This window comes from Neisseria sicca VK64 (assembly GCF_000260655.1).
GTDB classification, from domain to species: domain Bacteria; phylum Pseudomonadota; class Gammaproteobacteria; order Burkholderiales; family Neisseriaceae; genus Neisseria; species Neisseria sicca_B.
This window is the reverse complement of the sequence record NZ_AJMT01000210.1, coordinates 1-15,486: the sequence shown is the minus strand read 5'-3', so window position 1 is coordinate 15,486 and position 15,486 is coordinate 1. Positions and strand designations below refer to the sequence as shown.

The following is a 15,486-nucleotide window of genomic DNA, read 5'->3' as shown; positions in this document are numbered from 1 at the left end:
TTGGCAGTCCATTGTCGCTGCGTCATTAATACTTAACTCCCTACGACTATACGGTTCCAGCATCCTTGTTTCAGTATATGTGGCTTCAATATTATCAGGACTTTGGATTTTCCATATTTTCTTTTTTAAGATGATGGGTTTGTCGCAGGCATGATCTCCTCCTACGCCTTCAAAAATTTCAATTTCACTACCATCTTTACTAAAACTATATTGCTGTTTCAGTTTATTTAATAATTGTTGAAAATTTTGGTATTCATTTTCTTTGAATTTAAATCCACTTGTTTCATCACTTACTTCCCAGGGAGAGGATAAGATTTCAACCCTATATAATTTTCCTTTTTCAAAATATACATTTACCCAGTCAAAGTTTGCATAATTTGATTTTATATTTTGGAAGATAATTGGATCAGCCGGAGGATAAAAGGAACTTGAGTCATCACTTGGCTGGACTTCTCTCCCTCCTAATTTTTTAATATGGCTAATAATAGATAATTTATTGTTACCTATTTCAAAAAAATCTATACCTGTAATTAAACTTGAGTCAGATGCAAATGTATTGCTTGATAGAAAGACTAAGCAAGAAATTATCCACTTTTTCATTATTGGTCTTTTAACTGATTAATTATATGTATTTTCATTTTTCACTATGGTGGTTAAGCTGTTTCATAGATACTTCATCCGGCATCACCATACCCAGCGAAATCACATATTTCAATGCTTCGTCCACGCTCATATCGAGTTCGCGCACGTCGCTTTTTTTCACCATGATGTAATAGCCGCCGGTCGGATTGGGCGTGGTCGGCACATAGACGGAAAGATAGTCGTCATCGTGCGGCAGGCTGCCTTTGAGTTTGTCGGGAATATGCCCTGAAACAAAGGCAATCGTCCAAATATCGGGTTGCGGGAATGGAACCAGCACGGGCGTTCTGAACGAGCGGCTGCTGTCGGAGAGCAGGGACTCGGATACCTTTTTAACGCTGGAATAGATGGACTTGACGACGGGAATCCGTCCCAACAGGCTGTCCCATGCGGCGAGGATTTGACGCCCCAAAACGTTGGCGGCGAACACGCCGGTCAGAAATAAGACGACGATGGCGGCAATAATGCCCAGGCCAGGAATATTGAATCCCCAGAAATATTGTGGCTGCCATTGCTCGGGCAGCAGGCTGATCAGCCGGTCGGCGGCTGATATGATATAGCTGACCGCCCAAATGGTTACGGCTATCGGCAGCCATACCAGCATGCCTGTAATCAGATATTTTTTTAATGCCTTGGCAACTTTTCCGCCTTCGGCCGTTTGTTCTGTCATCTTCTGTGTTATTCCGACAAATATCGCCCAAACGTTGCATTATACGCGTTTGGGCGATAGGAAACGAGTGTTTTTAATATGGGGAAGGTGTTTGTTTTGCTTTCAGACGACCTGCGTGCAACATGATGTAAAAGGTCGTCTGAAAACGGGGTTGGGCATCAAATTCCATCCCAGTCGTTGAACATCAGACCGATGCCGATGCCGTTTTGTTTGTGGTTGTAATCAATCAGGCTTTCGCCGTAGCCGTGAAAGCCGCGCACGACGCCTTTGAGTTTGCCTTTAATCGGGAAGGTATAGGCGGCTTCAACCGCGCCGTGTCCGGTTTTGGGATTGTAGCGCAGCAGGGACGAAATATTTTGTTTGTCGTTCAGACGGTATTGCAGCTTCAAATCGCCATAACCCATATAGTCGGTAATGTCGGGATTGTCGTTGTTTTCGCCGGTCTGATCAAATGCCCGCATCCACACGCGCGGGATGACGGTCAGCTTGCCCCATTCCATCCCCGCCAATGCGTAAACGCGGTTCCATGAGCGGGATTCGGGTCGGCTTTGTCCGTTGGATTGGTGGACGAAGCCTGCGCCGACCATCCGCAGTTTGCCGCCGAACGGCAAATCTGCCTTCACGGGTTGGGTCAGGAAGATTTCGGGTTCGTAATCGGTGTTGCGGAACGGTGCGGATTTTCTGCCTTGGTTGTAAATCTGCCAATCGGATTTTTGGGTGTAGCCGAACCACAAATCCGCGCGGGTTTTAAACAAATCTTCGGCAATTTTGCTTTTGAACGAAACTTGCAGTTTGGTTTCTATGTGTTTCTGTTCGCTGAATTTTTCCTGATTGGTCGTGCCACGCGAAGGGGAGTGGGGATGAAGGTTGGGCGAGCTGTTGTACCATGCGGGCATCAGGTACATGGGATTGTGCTCGCGCACGCTCAACAAGCCGCGCGAGTCGTTTTTGTCCAAATCGTACATCAGGCTCAGCGGCGTGTAGGCATCGGCTGCGGTGCGTAGATTGTCTTCCGAAAGGGTGGATTGCTCTTTATTTTCGTCAAACACAATCGTCGCCGCCTTTTTCTCACGGCTGGTGCTGATGGTTTTGGGCAAATCGACCGGCGCTTTGGCGGTTTCTTCGCGAATGACGGGCAGCGGTGCTTGCGGCGGCAGTTGAGCTGAGTAAATGCTGTCGTAACACGCCAAACGGGTGGCATTGTCTTGAATGGAGGTGCATTGCAAAGCCGTGTCGGCATAGGCGACAGGAGCGGCTGTTCCGCCGATAAGGATAAGCATCAAAGCGCGCCGACATTTGGATAATGACGGTTTTTTGTTCTTTAGGGCATCGCTTTGCGCCAAATTGTGTTTCAACATCTTGTTCATCATTTCATTCATGGGATTGCCGATTGGGTGTTTTCAGACGACCTTTTGCCTGAACATCGGGATTAATCGTTTGAAAAGCAGATCAAGCCGCATTTTACCGCCTTGTGCCTTCTTTACGGCAGGTCGTCTGAAAAGTTTACATCAACTTGCACCACATACGGCAATGCCCCTGAAAGGTTAAGACCTCAGGGGCATCGTTATCTGCTTACCTGTCCCGACGCGGTAACACGCCAAGGCGATGGGCGAAAAAGATTAAGCCAATGCTTTTACTTTGGCAGACAGACGGCTCTTATGGCGGGCTGCTTTGTTTTTGTGGAATACGCCTTTGTCAGCGATACGGTCGATGACTTTGACGGACTCTTGGTAAACTGCTTGAGCAGCAGCTTTGTCGCCGGCTTCAACTGCTTTCAACACTTTTTTCACCGCGGTACGGAATGCAGTACGCAGGCTGGCGTTGTGGGCGCGTTGTTTAACCGATTGGCGGGCACGTTTGCGGGCTTGTGCGCTGTTTGCCATATTGAATATCTCCTGAAAAAATAAATTCTGTAAACGCGCAATTTTAAAGACAGATTCCTCTATATGCAAGTATTTTCTCTGTTCGCGCGCGCAAATCGCCCGTATTTTGCCCAAAAACGACATCTTGTGCAACGCCGTTTTCCCGAGCCTAAGAAATCGTGCCTTATTTCAATAAAAATCAGTCAGATATTGCTTTGAGTTCTCACCCACTTCCATTACAATAGCCCCGCTTTGCGCCGGGGTATTGATGGGGTGCAGAGTGTTCATTTTCCGTTAACAATCTTTCATCAGGAATCTGCCCGTATGAAAAAATCCGTATTAGCCGTATTGGCGGCATTATCGCTGGCCGCTTGCGGCGGTGGCGAGAAAAAAACCGAGCAACCTCAAGCAGGCAGCGCGCCTGCTGCCAATGCCGAAGCAGCCGCCACCGATACTTTGAACATCTACAACTGGTCGAACTACGTTGACGAAAGCACCGTTGAAGACTTCAAAAAAGCCAATAAGCTGAAGCTGACCTACGACCTTTACGAAAACAACGAAACCCTCGAAGCCAAAATGCTGACCGGTAAATCCGGCTATGACTTGGTCGTTCCCGGCATCGCCTTCCTGCCCCGCCAAATCGAAGCGGGTGCTTATCAAAAAATCAATAAAGACCTGATTCCCAATTACAAAAACATCGATCCTGAGTTGTTGAAAATGCTGGAAACTGCCGACCCGGGCAACCAGTATGCCGTTCCTTATTTCTCCGGCGTCAACACTTTGGCAATTACGGCGAAGGGTAAAGAGCTTTTGGGCGGCAAGCTGCCTGAAAACGGTTGGGATTTGCTGTTCAAGCCTGAATACACCAACAAGCTGAAATCATGCGGTATCGCTTTGTGGGATACGCCGAGCGAAATGTTCCCGATTTTGCTGAACTATTTGGGTAAAGACCCCAAAGGCACAAATCCTGATGATTTGAAAGCGGCGGCGGAAGTGCTGAAAGCCATCCGTCCTGATGTAAAACGTTTCAGCCCGTCTATCATTGACGAATTGGCGCGCGGCGACATCTGTCTCGCAGCGGGTAACGGCGGCGACTTGAACTTGGCGAAAGCCCGTTCCGAAGAAGTGAAAAACAACGTCGGCATTGAAGTTTTGACGCCGAAGGGTATGGGCTTCTGGATTGAATCTTGGCTGATTCCCGCCGATGCGAAAAACATCGCCAATGCCCATAAATACATCAACTACACGCTTGATCCCGAAGTGGCTGCGAAAAACGGCATTGCCGTTACCTTCGCGCCCGCAAGCAAACCGGCACGCGAGAAAATGCCTGCCGAATTGGTTAACACCCGCTCCATCTTCCCGAATGCTCAGGATATGAAAGACGGTTTTGTGATGCCGCAAATGAGTTCGGATGCGAAGAAGCTGTCGGTTAATCTGTGGCAGAAGATTAAAGTTGGTTCGAACTGATGGTTTGATGTTTTAAAGTGAAAGGTCGTCTGAAAACCTTGAATTGGGTTTTCAGACGACCTTTGCTTATGTTGGTTTCGTGGTGGGCGGGTTGTATGGTGGCTTAACTTTTTGATTTTAAAGTGGGTTCACTCTATTTGTAATGATTTGAGTGATAAAGAAAAAGCACAGTTTAATTAAACTGTGCTTTCAGAATTTGGCACGCCCACGGGGAATCGAACCCCGGTTACCGCCGTGAAAGGGCGATGTCCTAACCGCTAGACGATGGGCGCGGATAAGTTTTGTTGGCGCACCCGGAGCGATTCGAACGCCCGACCCTCTGGTTCGTAGCCAGATACTCTATCCAACTGAGCTACGGGTGCATTTTCATCACTTCGCGACTGCGTCGTGAATCAAGAAGACCGAATAATATACAAGCTGTCGGCGGCTGTCCAGTATTTTCTGGATAAAAATATTTATAATAAAATAACAATATGAAAATAAAGGATATTAATTATCGTAAAATGCCTACTCCCGATAAGTCTTGCGCCATTTTTGCGGCGGCGTTGTCTGTCATGCCACCAACGAAATCTAAGATTTTCATGTAGGCGCGATACAGGCTGTCGGTTTCTTGGATGGGGTCGTGGTTTTTTAACAGATCAAGCGCGAGGGATTGGCGCACATCGACCTGTTTTTGCGCAATCATGGCGTATGCGGCGGGAACCAATAAATCCAAAATGGAACCGAGACACGGGAAAGTGGCGATTTCGGTCATGAGTTTGGTGCGGTGGCGGAAAATGCGCGTGCGGGCAAGTTCTTTCGCTTTTTCCAAGGTGTTTTGAACCTGCGGGCTGCACAACGCCAACAGGTCTTTGCCTTTGAAGTTGCCGTTTAGCAGGTCGGATTGGTGCATCATGAAGGTTTGGGCGACGTCTTCTATCGCTTTGCCGATGGCGATGCCGCGCAACATGGCGCAACGCTGGCGGCTGGATTGCGCGTGCCAAGTGCTTTCTTCAAAAGTGAGTTCGGATAATACGCTTTCGATTTCGGCGTCGCTCAGCAAATCCAGTTCGACCGCGTCTTCCAAGTCTAAGAGGGCGTAGCAGATGTCGTCGGCTGCCTCCATCAGGTAGGACAGGGGATGGCGTACCCAGCAGTCTTTGCCTGATTCAATCAGCCCCAATTCGTCGGCAACGCGGCGGATGAAGGGTAATTCGGTTTGGTAAATATTGAATTTTTTTCTTCCGTTGGGGTGTTGCGTCGTCCAAGGGTATTTCAGCAGTGCGCCTATGGCGGCGGACGTCAGGCGCATGCCGCCTGCGTCGGGATACATTTCCAAACTTGCCGTGATGCGCAGGCTGTGGGCATTGCCTTCATAGGTTTGGATGTCGTTGCGTTCGGCGTCGTTTAATGTCTGTAAAAACGGCTGGTTTTTGGGATTGCGGAACCAGTCGCGCAATGCGTCTTCTCCGGTGTGTCCGAACGGCGGGTTGCCTAGGTCGTGCGCAAGGCAGGCGACTTGGACGACGGCGCCGATATCGCTCGGCGTATTGTTTTCCGGTAAAAAGCCGCCTGCCTGCAGCATCACGCCGACGCGGTTGCCGATACTGCGCCCGACGCTGGCGACTTCGACGCTGTGTGTGAGGCGGTTGTGGGTCAGGTCGTGTTCGGCTAGAGGGTGGACTTGGGTTTTACGTCCCAATCTGCGGAATGCGCCGGAGAACACGACGCGGTCGTAGTCGATATGGAAGTCGGTGCGCAAAGCGTCGGCTCCTTCTTGGGTGGAAGGCGTGACGGTCGGGATGATTTCGCCGTTTTTCGTGCGGAAACGTTGTGTGGAGAGTAGATTTTTCCAATTCATCTGCATGAAATTGCTCCTTGCGGGTTTTCAGACGAGCTGTGTAGGATGGACGGGATATTACTGCATTGCGGGACGGTTTGAAATCCCGATTGGCGTAGGGCGGCTGCTTGGGTTGCGGGTCTGAACAGGACTTTGTTTTTCAGTTACAATACGCACTTATTATAATGATCGACAGTTTGAAGAGACGCGATGAAAGAACATAAGGCCCGGAAACGCTTCGGGCAGAATTTTTTGCAGGACACGCGGATTATTGCCGATATTGTCAACGCGGTGCGTCCGCAGGCGGATGATGTGGTGATTGAGATCGGGCCGGGCTTGGCGGCGATTACCGAGCCTTTGGCGAAGAAGTTGAACTGCCTGCACGTTATCGAAATCGACCGCGACATCGTACGTCGTCTGAAAACGCTGCCGTTTGTGGATAAGCTCGTGATTCATGAAGGCGATGTATTGCAGTTTGATTTCAACAGCATCGCGGGCAAAAAGAAAATTGTCGGCAACCTGCCGTACAACATTTCCACGCCACTTTTGTTCAAGCTGGCGGAAGTGGCGGACGATGTCGTCGATATGCACTTTATGCTGCAAAAAGAAGTGGTCGAACGCATGGTTGCCGCGCCGAAAAGCAACGACTATGGCCGCTTGGGCGTAATGCTGCAATATTTTTTCGATATGGAGCTGCTGATTGACGTGCCGCCCGAGTCGTTTGACCCTGCGCCGAAAGTGGATTCGGCGGTGGTGCGCATGATTCCGGTGAAACACCGTATCGGCAAGGCGGACGATTTCGAGCATTTCGCCAAACTGGTGAAACTCGCCTTCCACCAACGCCGCAAAACCATACGCAACAATTTAAAAGAGCTTGCCGGCGACGAGGATTTACAGGCAGTCGGCATCAGCCCGCAAGACCGCGCCGAACACATCGCGCCGGAGAAATATGTGGAACTGAGCAATTATCTCGTCCGTAAGGTCGTCTGAAAAATAGGGGATGGAATGCTTAAAAAATATCTTTGGGGCGGGGTAGTCATATTCATTGCAGGTACGGTGTTTGCCTTAGGCGGTATCGGCGGGAAGAAAGGTGATTTGCTGAGTAAGGCAAAGGCTGGTGATGCAGATGCACAATATATGTTGGCAGAGCAGTTGGAAATGACCACTGACCCTGTGAATCTCAAGAAGAGTGAGTTTTACTATTGGCTCAAGAAAGCTGCAAAAAACGGCAATGGTCAGGCACAGGATTTACTCCATGATATTGATGCCGAATATGATAGAAAGGCTTTGGAAGACGAACTTGCACCTAACGGTTCGCAAAAATTGATGGATGAAGTCGCCAAGCTGGAAAGGCAGAAACGGAAAAATTATCCGTTAATCAAGGAAAAATTGTTTAAAGCGGGGACGTTGGGAAATTTTTCGGCTCTGGTGAAAACCGCATGGCTATTTGGAAATCAGGATGCTGCGCGGGAATATGGCGTGCCTTTCTATCCTTTGAAAGCCTGTATTTTGTCGGTATATACCAATAATCGTTATGGTGATCTGAATAAGGATGCAATGGATGTATTGTGCAGCGGTATTTACTATGAACACAATGCGAAAAAAATAGATGGCTATGTTAAACGTATCGAAGATAAACCAGCCAAAATCTGGTCAATTTTAGAGAATGTAAAATAAACATGATTAAATTCAAAAATGTACATAAACATTTCAAAGACCTGCACGTCATCAACGGCGTCAATCTGGAAGTGAAGCAGGGTGAGGTGGTGGTGGTTTGCGGACCTTCGGGCAGCGGCAAATCGACGCTCATCCGTACCGTCAACCAGCTTGAAAGCATTGAGAGCGGCGAGATTTGGGTGGACGGTATCAATGTTGCCGACCCGCAAACGGATTTGAACAAGGTGCGTGAGGAAGTGGGTTTTGTGTTTCAAGGCTTCAATCTGTATCCGCATCTGACCGTATTGGAAAACATCATCCTGTCGCCGATGAAGGTGAAAAAACAAAGCCGCGAACAGGCTGAGGAAAAGGCGATGGAGCTGTTGGAACGCGTGGGTTTGGCGCATAAAAAAGATGCTTTCCCCAGCCAGCTTTCCGGCGGTCAGCAGCAGCGCGTGGCGATTGCGCGCGGGCTGGCGATGGAACCGCGCGTGATGCTGTTTGACGAACCGACTTCCGCGCTCGACCCGGAAATGGTCGGCGAGGTGTTGAAAGTGATGCAGGACTTGGCGGAAAGCGGCATGACCATGATGTGTGTCACGCATGAAATGGGCTTTGCGCGCGAAGTGGCTGACCGCATTATTTTCGTGGATAAAGGGCAGATTTTGGAAAACGAAACGCCTGAAGAGTTTTTTACCAATCCGAAACACGAACGCGCCAAACAGTTCTTGCAGCAAGTGATGACGCATTAACAGCTTGTCAAAAGGTCGTCTGAAAGACAGATTTGGGCTTTCAGACGACCTTTGGCGAATGCAACCGATAGATATAAACGGCGAAGAGGCCATTTCCGATTTTGCCGTAGCAAAGGAAAACCATGTATTTTGTTGACCGTACCGCCGTCGTGCTTAAGCCGACCGCCCGTTTTTTGGAATGGCTGAAATCCGCCGATGAAAATATGCCCGACCTGACCATCGAGCAAATCCGTGCCAACTGCTCCGTATTTCTCGTGCCGCAGTTTGACGAGCCGGAAGCCGTGATTGCCTATTTTGACGAACGCTACCAACAGATTTTCGAGGCGGAACTCGCAGGCTGGGACATCGACAAAAGCAAGTGGCCGCAAGACATGAGCCTGAAGGCGTTTTGGGAATTTTTCGATACAGAAATCCACGATATGGTTTTGGACATGGAAGAAGCGGAATTGAGCATTACGCCCGTGTTCGACAATATGATGTAGGGCGATGCGCGCTTTTCAGACGACCTTGAAGCCATCCCGTTCTTTAAAAGCCTTGTCCGTTTTGTTGCATTTGTCCGCAGTTGCCGTGTGCCTGATATGGTTTTACGGTTGGATGATGTGGTTCGGGCTGGCGGCGTTGGCGGGCAGTTTTGTCCACGCTTGGCGCGTGGTGAATTTGCGGACGGCGGGTGCGGTAAAGAAAATCGCCATTGACCGCCATGCGCGTGCTTCCGTATTTTGCGGAGACGGAGAAGGGCAGGGCGCGGTATTGGACGGCGCGACGATGCTGACTCCTTACGCTTTGTTTTTGCAGTGGAACGCCGACGGCAAAACGATACGGCAATGCGTCACGCCTGATATGGCGGATAAGGAATCTTACCGTCGTCTGAAAGTTTGGGCGCGCTGGTGTCAGGCTCAGGATGCCGGGCATCCGCTTTAATTCGGTAAAGCGGTTTCCCGTCTTGTCCTATTCACATTAAACCCAATATAAAAACAGTCCGCACAATCAGCCGAAACCTTCCCTATTATGCCGAAACGACGGTTTCAGACGACCTTTTGAAAAACGAAACACACATGAAAACATTACAAGACTGGCTCTCGCATTTGGAAACCGCCCACAGCGGCGGCTTAATCGACATGGGCTTGGAACGCACGGGCGAAGTGAAAAAACGCATGAAGCTCGAGCCGCAATGCCCCGTCGTCGTTGTCGCGGGAACAAACGGTAAAGGTTCGGTCTGCGCCTACCTGACGCAGATTTACAAACAGGCAGGCTTCAAAGTCGGTACGCTGACCAGCCCGCATTTATTGCGTTACAACGAACGCATCGCCGTCAACGCCGAGCCGGTTTCAGACGACCTCATCACCGCTTCTTTCGCGCGCATCGAAGCGGCGCGCGGCGAAATATCGCTGACCTATTTTGAATTCAATGCCTTGGCGGCGGTCGATATCTTCATTCGCGAACAAGTGGATGTGATGATATTGGAAGTCGGCTTGGGCGGACGGTTGGACGCGGTCAATGTGTTCGACCGCGATTGCGCGGTGGTTACCAGCGTGGATTTGGACCATCAGGCGTTTTTGGGCGATACGGTCGAGCAGGTCGGTTTTGAAAAAGCAGGCGTGTTCCGCAGCGGCAAACCCGCAATCTGCGGGCAAAACCCCGCGCCCGAATCGTTGGTCGCACACGCCGAAGCCATAGGCGCGAAACTGCTGATGGTGCAGCGCGATTTCGATTTTTCCTCGTTAGAAAACATCCAATGGAACTACCGCTTCCATCCGCAGTATTCAGACGACCCCGCGCGCAACCGTAATTCCCTGCCGTTCCCCGCATTGCGCGGCGCATATCAGCTTTCCAACGCCGCCTGCGCGCTGACCGTGTTGGAATGTTTGAACGAAAAATTGCCGGTGGACATCGGCGCCATCAAGCGCGGATTGCTGCTGGTTGAAAATCCCGGACGTTTCCAAGTCCTGCCCGGCCGCCCGCTGACCGTTTTGGATGTCGGACACAACCCCCACGCCGCCCGCGCCCTGCGCCGCAGCCTGATTAATTTGGCGTTTGCGCAAAAACGCACCGCCGTGTTCAGCATGCTGTCCGACAAAGACATAGACGGCGTGTTGGAAATCGTTAAAGACCAGTTTGACGAGTGGTATATCGCGCCTTTGGACGTGCCGCGCGGCATGACGGCGGAAGCCTTGCAGGCGAAACTGGAAGCACAAAATATCGAAAATATACAAACTTTTACCTCCGTTCGCGAGGCGTACCGCGCAGCTTTGGCTAAGGCGGGCGAAAATGATAGAATCGTTGTTTTCGGCTCATTTCATACCGTTGCCGACGTGATGGCGGCGTTGTAAAAGGAAATCTCCATGTCTGACAATAAGCAAAATGAAGTTCTGACCGGTTACGAACAGCTCAAACGCCGCAACCGCCGCCGCTTGGTTATGGCATCGGGGTTGGTGGCGGCATCGACCGTTTTATTGGGCGTCACCCTGTCAACCGGACCGGAAAACAAGCCAGAAGAAAACGCCCAAACTACAACCATCCAACAGAATAATGCCAACGCAGAACCTGCTAACCTGGCGGATGCGACCGTGTTGGAGCCTTCTACCAAAGAAGATTTGGAAGCAGCGGCGGAAGCGGCTAAAAATGCCGATGCCGAAGTAGCGGACAAACCGCAGGAAACCGCCGCGCCGGAGCAAACTGCGCATGCGCAAGCCGAGCCGCAACCTGATGCGCCGCCAGCCGCGCCCGAAGATGTAGGCCCGCCTTTGGTGTTGATTAACGATACGCTGTCAGACAGCGACATCAAAGGTTTGGAAGAGTCTGAGAAAATCCAAAAAGCCGAAGCCGCCAAACGCGAAGCAGCCGAGCGCCGCGCGGAAGAGCGCCGCCGTAACCGTGAAGAGCAGCGTAAAGCGCAGCAGCTTCAAGCCCAAGAAGCAGCGGAACGCGAAGCCAATGCCGCCGCCCGCAAACGTGCGCTTCAAGCTGCCAAAGCCGAGAAGGCGGAACGTGCCGCCGCAGCCGAACGCAACAAATTGACACAGTTGGAAAAAGCCGAGAAAGCCGTTGCCGAACGTAAGGCGTTAAAAGCCAAAGAAGAAGCGGCGGCGAAACACAAAGCGGCAGCGGAAAAAGCCAAAGAAGCCGTCACAGCATCCGCATCCGAACCTAAAGAAAGAATTCGGGTAGATGCTTCCAAATATGAAAAAATTGAAACGGCCAACAAAAAAGCTTCCGCGGTAAGGGAAGCCGAAGCGAAAGTTGCCAAAGCCAAAACCGAGCAGACGGCCAAGGCAGAGAAAACCGCTACCGCTACTGCCGAAAGGTCGTCTGAAAAGGCAAAAACCAAAACCGCCGAAGTCAAATCAGGTAAAAAAGCCGCCATTCAGGCAGGTTATGCTGAAAAAGAACGCGCCTTGAGCCTGCAACGCAAAATGAAAGCAGCAGGTATCGACTCAACCATTACCGAAGTGATGACGGATAAAGGCAAGGTTTACCGCGTTAAATCGGGCGCATACAAAAACGCCTACGACGCCGAGCGCGACTTGAACAAACTGCGCGTACACGGCATTGCCGGACAGGTAACCAATGAATGATATTCCGTTAGCCGACATACTCGCCTTCGGCGTGATTGCGGCGTGTATCGTGATGTCGATGATACGCGGCGTCATTGCCGAAGCGGGTTCGCTGTTTGCGTGGGTGATTTCCTTTTTGTTGGCTAAAACGTTTGCCGTGCCGTTTTCGGAAGTGGCGTTTAAATCGATTCAACCGCGCGCCTTGGGCGTTGCCATTTCGTTTGTCGTGATTTTCTTTTTGGCGCGTTTTTTACAGCAGTTTTTGCGCACCATACTGACCAACGCAGCGTCATCGATGGGCTTGGGCAGCGTCAACAGAGTATTGGGCGGCGTGTTCGGCGCAGCCAAAGGCGTATTGCTGGTCACTTTGGCGGTCATGGTCTGCTCCCACACCGATTTGCCGGAAACGGAAGATTGGCAAAGTTCGTACAGCATTCCTTATTTCCAATCATTGTCTGAAGTCATCATGCCTTATCTGCCCGGTCAGAAGGACAAGGCGGAAGATAAGGCGGAATCGTAAATCCACCGGTTTCAGACGACCCCGATTACATCAAAGGTCGTCTGAAACCGGTTTTTTCATGAAGGTTAACCGTTCGGGAACCATATTTGCCGAGCGCGCCGTTTGCAGTTTGAATCTCCGGTAGAGGCATGGGCGGATTTAGAAGTATTTTATGATGAAGTCGGATTGTGTTTCCGATGTCTTGTTTTGTCGGACTGATTCATCAATCAGTCATGGTCGGTATCTGATTTCAAACTGAACGGGCGAATGATTGTCAACAATTTGGGCAACGTTGTCCGATTTATTCTATAATTCTGTTTTCCAAGTTAACCTCGAATTCGGAGAAGACGATATGTGCGGTGTATTAGGTTTGGTCAGCCATGAGCCGGTAAACCAGCTTCTATACGACGGTTTGCAGATGTTGCAGCACAGGGGGCAGGATGCGGCGGGCATTGTGACGGCGGAAGGCAGCACGTTCCATATGCACAAAGGCAAAGGCATGGTGCGCGAAGTGTTCCGCACACGCAATATGCGCGATTTGATCGGCAACGCGGGCATCGCCCATGTCCGTTATCCTACGGCGGGCAACGCAGGCAGCAGCGCGGAAGCACAGCCTTTCTACGTCAGCTCGCCTTTCGGCATCGTTTTGGCGCACAACGGCAACCTCACCAATACCGCCGAACTGTATGAAAACGTGTGCAACAAACACCTGCGCCACGTCAACACCAGCTCCGATTCCGAAGTTTTGCTCAACGTATTCGCGCACGAATTGCGCCGCGAGGTCTCTAAAAACGCCAATCCCCACCGGCTCAATATCGACAATATTTTCAACGCTGTTGCCGAAGTCCACCGCCTGGTGCGCGGCGCATACGGCGTGGTTGCCATGATTGCGGGCTACGGCATGCTCGCTTTCCGCGATCCTTACGGCATCCGCCCGCTGGTGTTGGGTTCGCAAACCGACGAGGCAGGCAGAAAATCCTATGCCGTCGCCTCCGAATCCGTTGCCTTCAATGCGCTTGCCTACGATTTGGAACGCGATATCCAACCGGGCGAAGCGGTATTCGTCGGCTTTGACGGCACACTGATTGCCCGTCAATGCAGCGACCGCGCCAAACTCAGCCCCTGCCTCTTCGAATACGTCTATTTTGCCCGTCCCGACTCCGTGATCGACGGCGTATCGGTTTACCAATCGCGTTTGGACATGGGCGTGTCCTTAGCGGAAAAAATCAAACGTGAGCTGCCCGTGGACGACATCGACGTCGTGATGCCCATTCCCGACACCAGCCGCCCCAGCGCGATGGAACTTGCCGTCCACCTCAAAAAACCTTACCGCGAAGGTTTGATTAAAAACCGCTATATTGGCCGCACCTTTATCATGCCCGGTCAGGCGACGCGCAAAAAATCCGTGCGCCAGAAACTCAGCCCGATGGAAACCGAGTTTGAAGGCAAAAGCGTATTGCTGGTGGACGACTCCATCGTGCGCGGGACGACCAGCCGCGAAATCGTCGAAATGGTACGCGCAGCGGGCGCACGCAAGGTCTATATTGCCTCCGCCGCTCCCGAAGTGCGCTATCCCAATGTGTACGGCATCGACATGCCCACGCGCGAAGAATTGATTGCTAACGGGCGCAGCGCGGCGGAAATTGCCGCCGAAATCGGCGCGGACGGCATCGTTTTCCAAAATTTGAGCGATTTGGAAGCCGTTGTCAAAGCACTCAATCCGCAAATCGAATCCTTCGATTCGTCCTGTTTCAACGGCATCTATCAAACCGGCGACATCGACCAGGCCTACCTCGATCGCCTGTCCGCCGAGAAATCCGGCTGCGGCGGCTTGAAAGTCCACCCGAGCAGGATGGAACACAGCATCAGCATCAGCGATACGGGTGACGAAGAATAAAACCGGTTTGAACGATTAAGGCAAAAGGTCGTCTGAAACGGGGTCATGTTTCAGACGACCTTTGTATAGTGGGTTAACTTTAAATCAGTACGGCGTTGCCTTGCCTTAGCTCAAAGAGAACGATTCTCTAAGGTGCTGAAGCACCAAGTGAATCGGTTCCGTACTATCTGTACTGTCTGCGGCTTCGTCGCCTTGTCCTGATTTAAATTTAATCCACTATATTACACATCTGGTTTCAGACGACCTTTTTTGAAATGGAAAGTGTTTTGTAGAGAGTGTGTTCTGTGCTCGTTTGATTGAAGATAAAGATGGTTTTATCGCTTTATTGGGTGGATGCTAATCCGGCATGGCGGTTTTGTTATTAAGGGAAATCGGGGAATAGGGGCCTTTAAAACAACCTTCCCGAATCCTTATATTGTAGCTGCTAAGGGTATTTTTACAGAAAAGAGTGAAGGTTTCAGACGACCCCTTATCCTTGAGCGAATGGAGAGCCTCCGGCTTTGTGTCTAACTATTCTCCAATCGGGAAGGTTAGGGTAGATTTGGGTATCTAGGAAGTTGAATTTATAAAAAATGCAGTTCATCTGCACTATGAAGGAAAAGAGGAATTGCTGAAAATGAGTGTATTGGATGTATTTAGGCTGTGTCTGATTTGTATGTAAAAGGTCGTCT

General features: G+C 50.7%; 15 protein-coding genes and 2 tRNA genes. 10 read left to right on the top strand and 7 right to left on the bottom strand.

Annotation, left to right across the window (positions count from 1 at the left end; genetic code table 11):
* The 4 genes from HMPREF1051_RS12535 to rpsT all read right to left on the bottom strand — a co-directional run.
* Nucleotides 1-600: hypothetical protein (locus tag HMPREF1051_RS12535; RefSeq protein ID WP_003769274.1), on the bottom strand; the 600-nt coding region annotated here is incomplete at its 3' end.
* A 34-nt stretch (nucleotides 601-634) separates the two neighbouring features.
* Nucleotides 635-1,309 (bottom strand): DUF502 domain-containing protein, encoded by a 675-nt coding sequence (locus HMPREF1051_RS12530; protein WP_003769262.1) that lies wholly within the window; start codon nucleotides 1,307-1,309, stop codon nucleotides 635-637.
* Between the two features lie 158 nt (nucleotides 1,310-1,467).
* Nucleotides 1,468-2,688: a phospholipase A gene (locus tag HMPREF1051_RS12525; protein ID WP_003769270.1), complete on the bottom strand. Its 1,221-nt coding sequence runs from the start codon at nucleotides 2,686-2,688 to the stop codon at nucleotides 1,468-1,470.
* 240 nt (nucleotides 2,689-2,928) lie between these two features.
* Complete coding sequence (gene rpsT, locus HMPREF1051_RS12520; protein ID WP_002212556.1) at nucleotides 2,929-3,192, bottom strand: 30S ribosomal protein S20; 264 nt, start codon at nucleotides 3,190-3,192, stop codon at nucleotides 2,929-2,931.
* A 303-nt stretch (nucleotides 3,193-3,495) separates the two neighbouring features.
* Here rpsT and HMPREF1051_RS12515 point away from each other — a divergent pair, with 303 nt between their 5' ends.
* Nucleotides 3,496-4,638, top strand: a complete 1,143-nt coding sequence (locus tag HMPREF1051_RS12515) for an extracellular solute-binding protein (RefSeq protein ID WP_003769278.1) — start codon at nucleotides 3,496-3,498, stop codon at nucleotides 4,636-4,638.
* A gap of 197 nt (nucleotides 4,639-4,835) precedes the next feature.
* Here the strand turns inward: HMPREF1051_RS12515 and HMPREF1051_RS12510 are convergent.
* The 3 genes from HMPREF1051_RS12510 to HMPREF1051_RS12500 all read right to left on the bottom strand — a co-directional run bounded on the left by HMPREF1051_RS12510 (nucleotide 4,836) and on the right by HMPREF1051_RS12500 (nucleotide 6,484).
* Nucleotides 4,836-4,910, bottom strand: a tRNA-Glu gene (locus HMPREF1051_RS12510).
* Between the two features lie 13 nt (nucleotides 4,911-4,923).
* Nucleotides 4,924-5,000, bottom strand: a tRNA-Arg gene (locus HMPREF1051_RS12505).
* A 131-nt stretch (nucleotides 5,001-5,131) separates the two neighbouring features.
* Nucleotides 5,132-6,484, bottom strand: a complete 1,353-nt coding sequence (locus HMPREF1051_RS12500; protein WP_003769256.1) for a deoxyguanosinetriphosphate triphosphohydrolase — start codon at nucleotides 6,482-6,484, stop codon at nucleotides 5,132-5,134.
* 183 nt (nucleotides 6,485-6,667) lie between these two features.
* On the opposite strand from HMPREF1051_RS12500, the gene rsmA reads away from it, so the two are divergent.
* The 9 genes from rsmA (at nucleotide 6,668) to purF (ending at nucleotide 14,815) form a co-directional block, all read left to right on the top strand.
* On the top strand, nucleotides 6,668-7,447 hold the full coding sequence (gene rsmA, locus HMPREF1051_RS12495; protein WP_003769268.1) for a 16S rRNA (adenine(1518)-N(6)/adenine(1519)-N(6))-dimethyltransferase RsmA: 780 nt from the start codon (nucleotides 6,668-6,670) through the stop codon (nucleotides 7,445-7,447).
* Between the two features lie 15 nt (nucleotides 7,448-7,462).
* Complete coding sequence (locus HMPREF1051_RS12490; RefSeq protein WP_003769258.1) at nucleotides 7,463-8,134, top strand: hypothetical protein; 672 nt, start codon at nucleotides 7,463-7,465, stop codon at nucleotides 8,132-8,134.
* Between the two features lie 2 nt (nucleotides 8,135-8,136).
* Entirely contained in the window at nucleotides 8,137-8,865 is a 729-nt protein-coding gene (locus HMPREF1051_RS12485; protein ID WP_003740819.1) for an amino acid ABC transporter ATP-binding protein, read from the top strand.
* Between the two features lie 122 nt (nucleotides 8,866-8,987).
* Nucleotides 8,988-9,347, top strand: coding sequence for a hypothetical protein (locus tag HMPREF1051_RS12480; protein ID WP_003761526.1), 360 nt, complete (start codon nucleotides 8,988-8,990; stop codon nucleotides 9,345-9,347).
* Nucleotides 9,348-9,351: 4 nt separating this feature from the next.
* Entirely contained in the window at nucleotides 9,352-9,786 is a 435-nt protein-coding gene (locus HMPREF1051_RS12475; protein ID WP_003769264.1) for a protein YgfX, read from the top strand.
* A gap of 134 nt (nucleotides 9,787-9,920) precedes the next feature.
* Complete coding sequence (gene folC / locus HMPREF1051_RS12470) at nucleotides 9,921-11,195, top strand: bifunctional tetrahydrofolate synthase/dihydrofolate synthase (protein WP_036493353.1); 1,275 nt, start codon at nucleotides 9,921-9,923, stop codon at nucleotides 11,193-11,195.
* A gap of 12 nt (nucleotides 11,196-11,207) precedes the next feature.
* On the top strand, nucleotides 11,208-12,440 hold the full coding sequence (locus HMPREF1051_RS12465) for an SPOR domain-containing protein (RefSeq protein WP_003769272.1): 1,233 nt from the start codon (nucleotides 11,208-11,210) through the stop codon (nucleotides 12,438-12,440).
* A complete protein-coding gene (locus tag HMPREF1051_RS12460) occupies nucleotides 12,433-12,939 on the top strand; it encodes a CvpA family protein (RefSeq protein WP_003769254.1) in 507 nt (168 codons plus the stop codon). The genes HMPREF1051_RS12465 and HMPREF1051_RS12460 overlap by 8 nt, the downstream gene beginning before the upstream one ends.
* Before the next feature lie 331 nt (nucleotides 12,940-13,270).
* On the top strand, nucleotides 13,271-14,815 hold the full coding sequence (gene purF / locus HMPREF1051_RS12455; protein WP_003769279.1) for an amidophosphoribosyltransferase: 1,545 nt from the start codon (nucleotides 13,271-13,273) through the stop codon (nucleotides 14,813-14,815).
* Nucleotides 14,816-15,486: the final 671 nt, after the last annotated feature.

Bases quoted from the DNA above. Each gene is read 5' to 3' on its own strand.
- HMPREF1051_RS12530 (WP_003769262.1), bottom strand. From the start codon at position 1,309: ATGACAGAACAAACGGCCGAAGGCGGAAAAGTTGCCAAGGCATTAAAA.
- HMPREF1051_RS12525 (WP_003769270.1), bottom strand. From the start codon at position 2,688: ATGAATGAAATGATGAACAAGATGTTGAAACACAATTTGGCGCAAAGC.
- rpsT (WP_002212556.1), bottom strand. From the start codon at position 3,192: ATGGCAAACAGCGCACAAGCCCGCAAACGTGCCCGCCAATCGGTTAAA.
- HMPREF1051_RS12515 (WP_003769278.1), top strand. From the start codon at position 3,496: ATGAAAAAATCCGTATTAGCCGTATTGGCGGCATTATCGCTGGCCGCT.
- HMPREF1051_RS12500 (WP_003769256.1), bottom strand. From the start codon at position 6,484: ATGCAGATGAATTGGAAAAATCTACTCTCCACACAACGTTTCCGCACG.
- rsmA (WP_003769268.1), top strand. From the start codon at position 6,668: ATGAAAGAACATAAGGCCCGGAAACGCTTCGGGCAGAATTTTTTGCAG.
- HMPREF1051_RS12490 (WP_003769258.1), top strand. From the start codon at position 7,463: ATGCTTAAAAAATATCTTTGGGGCGGGGTAGTCATATTCATTGCAGGT.
- HMPREF1051_RS12485 (WP_003740819.1), top strand. From the start codon at position 8,137: ATGATTAAATTCAAAAATGTACATAAACATTTCAAAGACCTGCACGTC.
- HMPREF1051_RS12480 (WP_003761526.1), top strand. From the start codon at position 8,988: ATGTATTTTGTTGACCGTACCGCCGTCGTGCTTAAGCCGACCGCCCGT.
- HMPREF1051_RS12475 (WP_003769264.1), top strand. From the start codon at position 9,352: ATGCGCGCTTTTCAGACGACCTTGAAGCCATCCCGTTCTTTAAAAGCC.
- folC (WP_036493353.1), top strand. From the start codon at position 9,921: ATGAAAACATTACAAGACTGGCTCTCGCATTTGGAAACCGCCCACAGC.
- HMPREF1051_RS12465 (WP_003769272.1), top strand. From the start codon at position 11,208: ATGTCTGACAATAAGCAAAATGAAGTTCTGACCGGTTACGAACAGCTC.
- HMPREF1051_RS12460 (WP_003769254.1), top strand. From the start codon at position 12,433: ATGAATGATATTCCGTTAGCCGACATACTCGCCTTCGGCGTGATTGCG.
- purF (WP_003769279.1), top strand. From the start codon at position 13,271: ATGTGCGGTGTATTAGGTTTGGTCAGCCATGAGCCGGTAAACCAGCTT.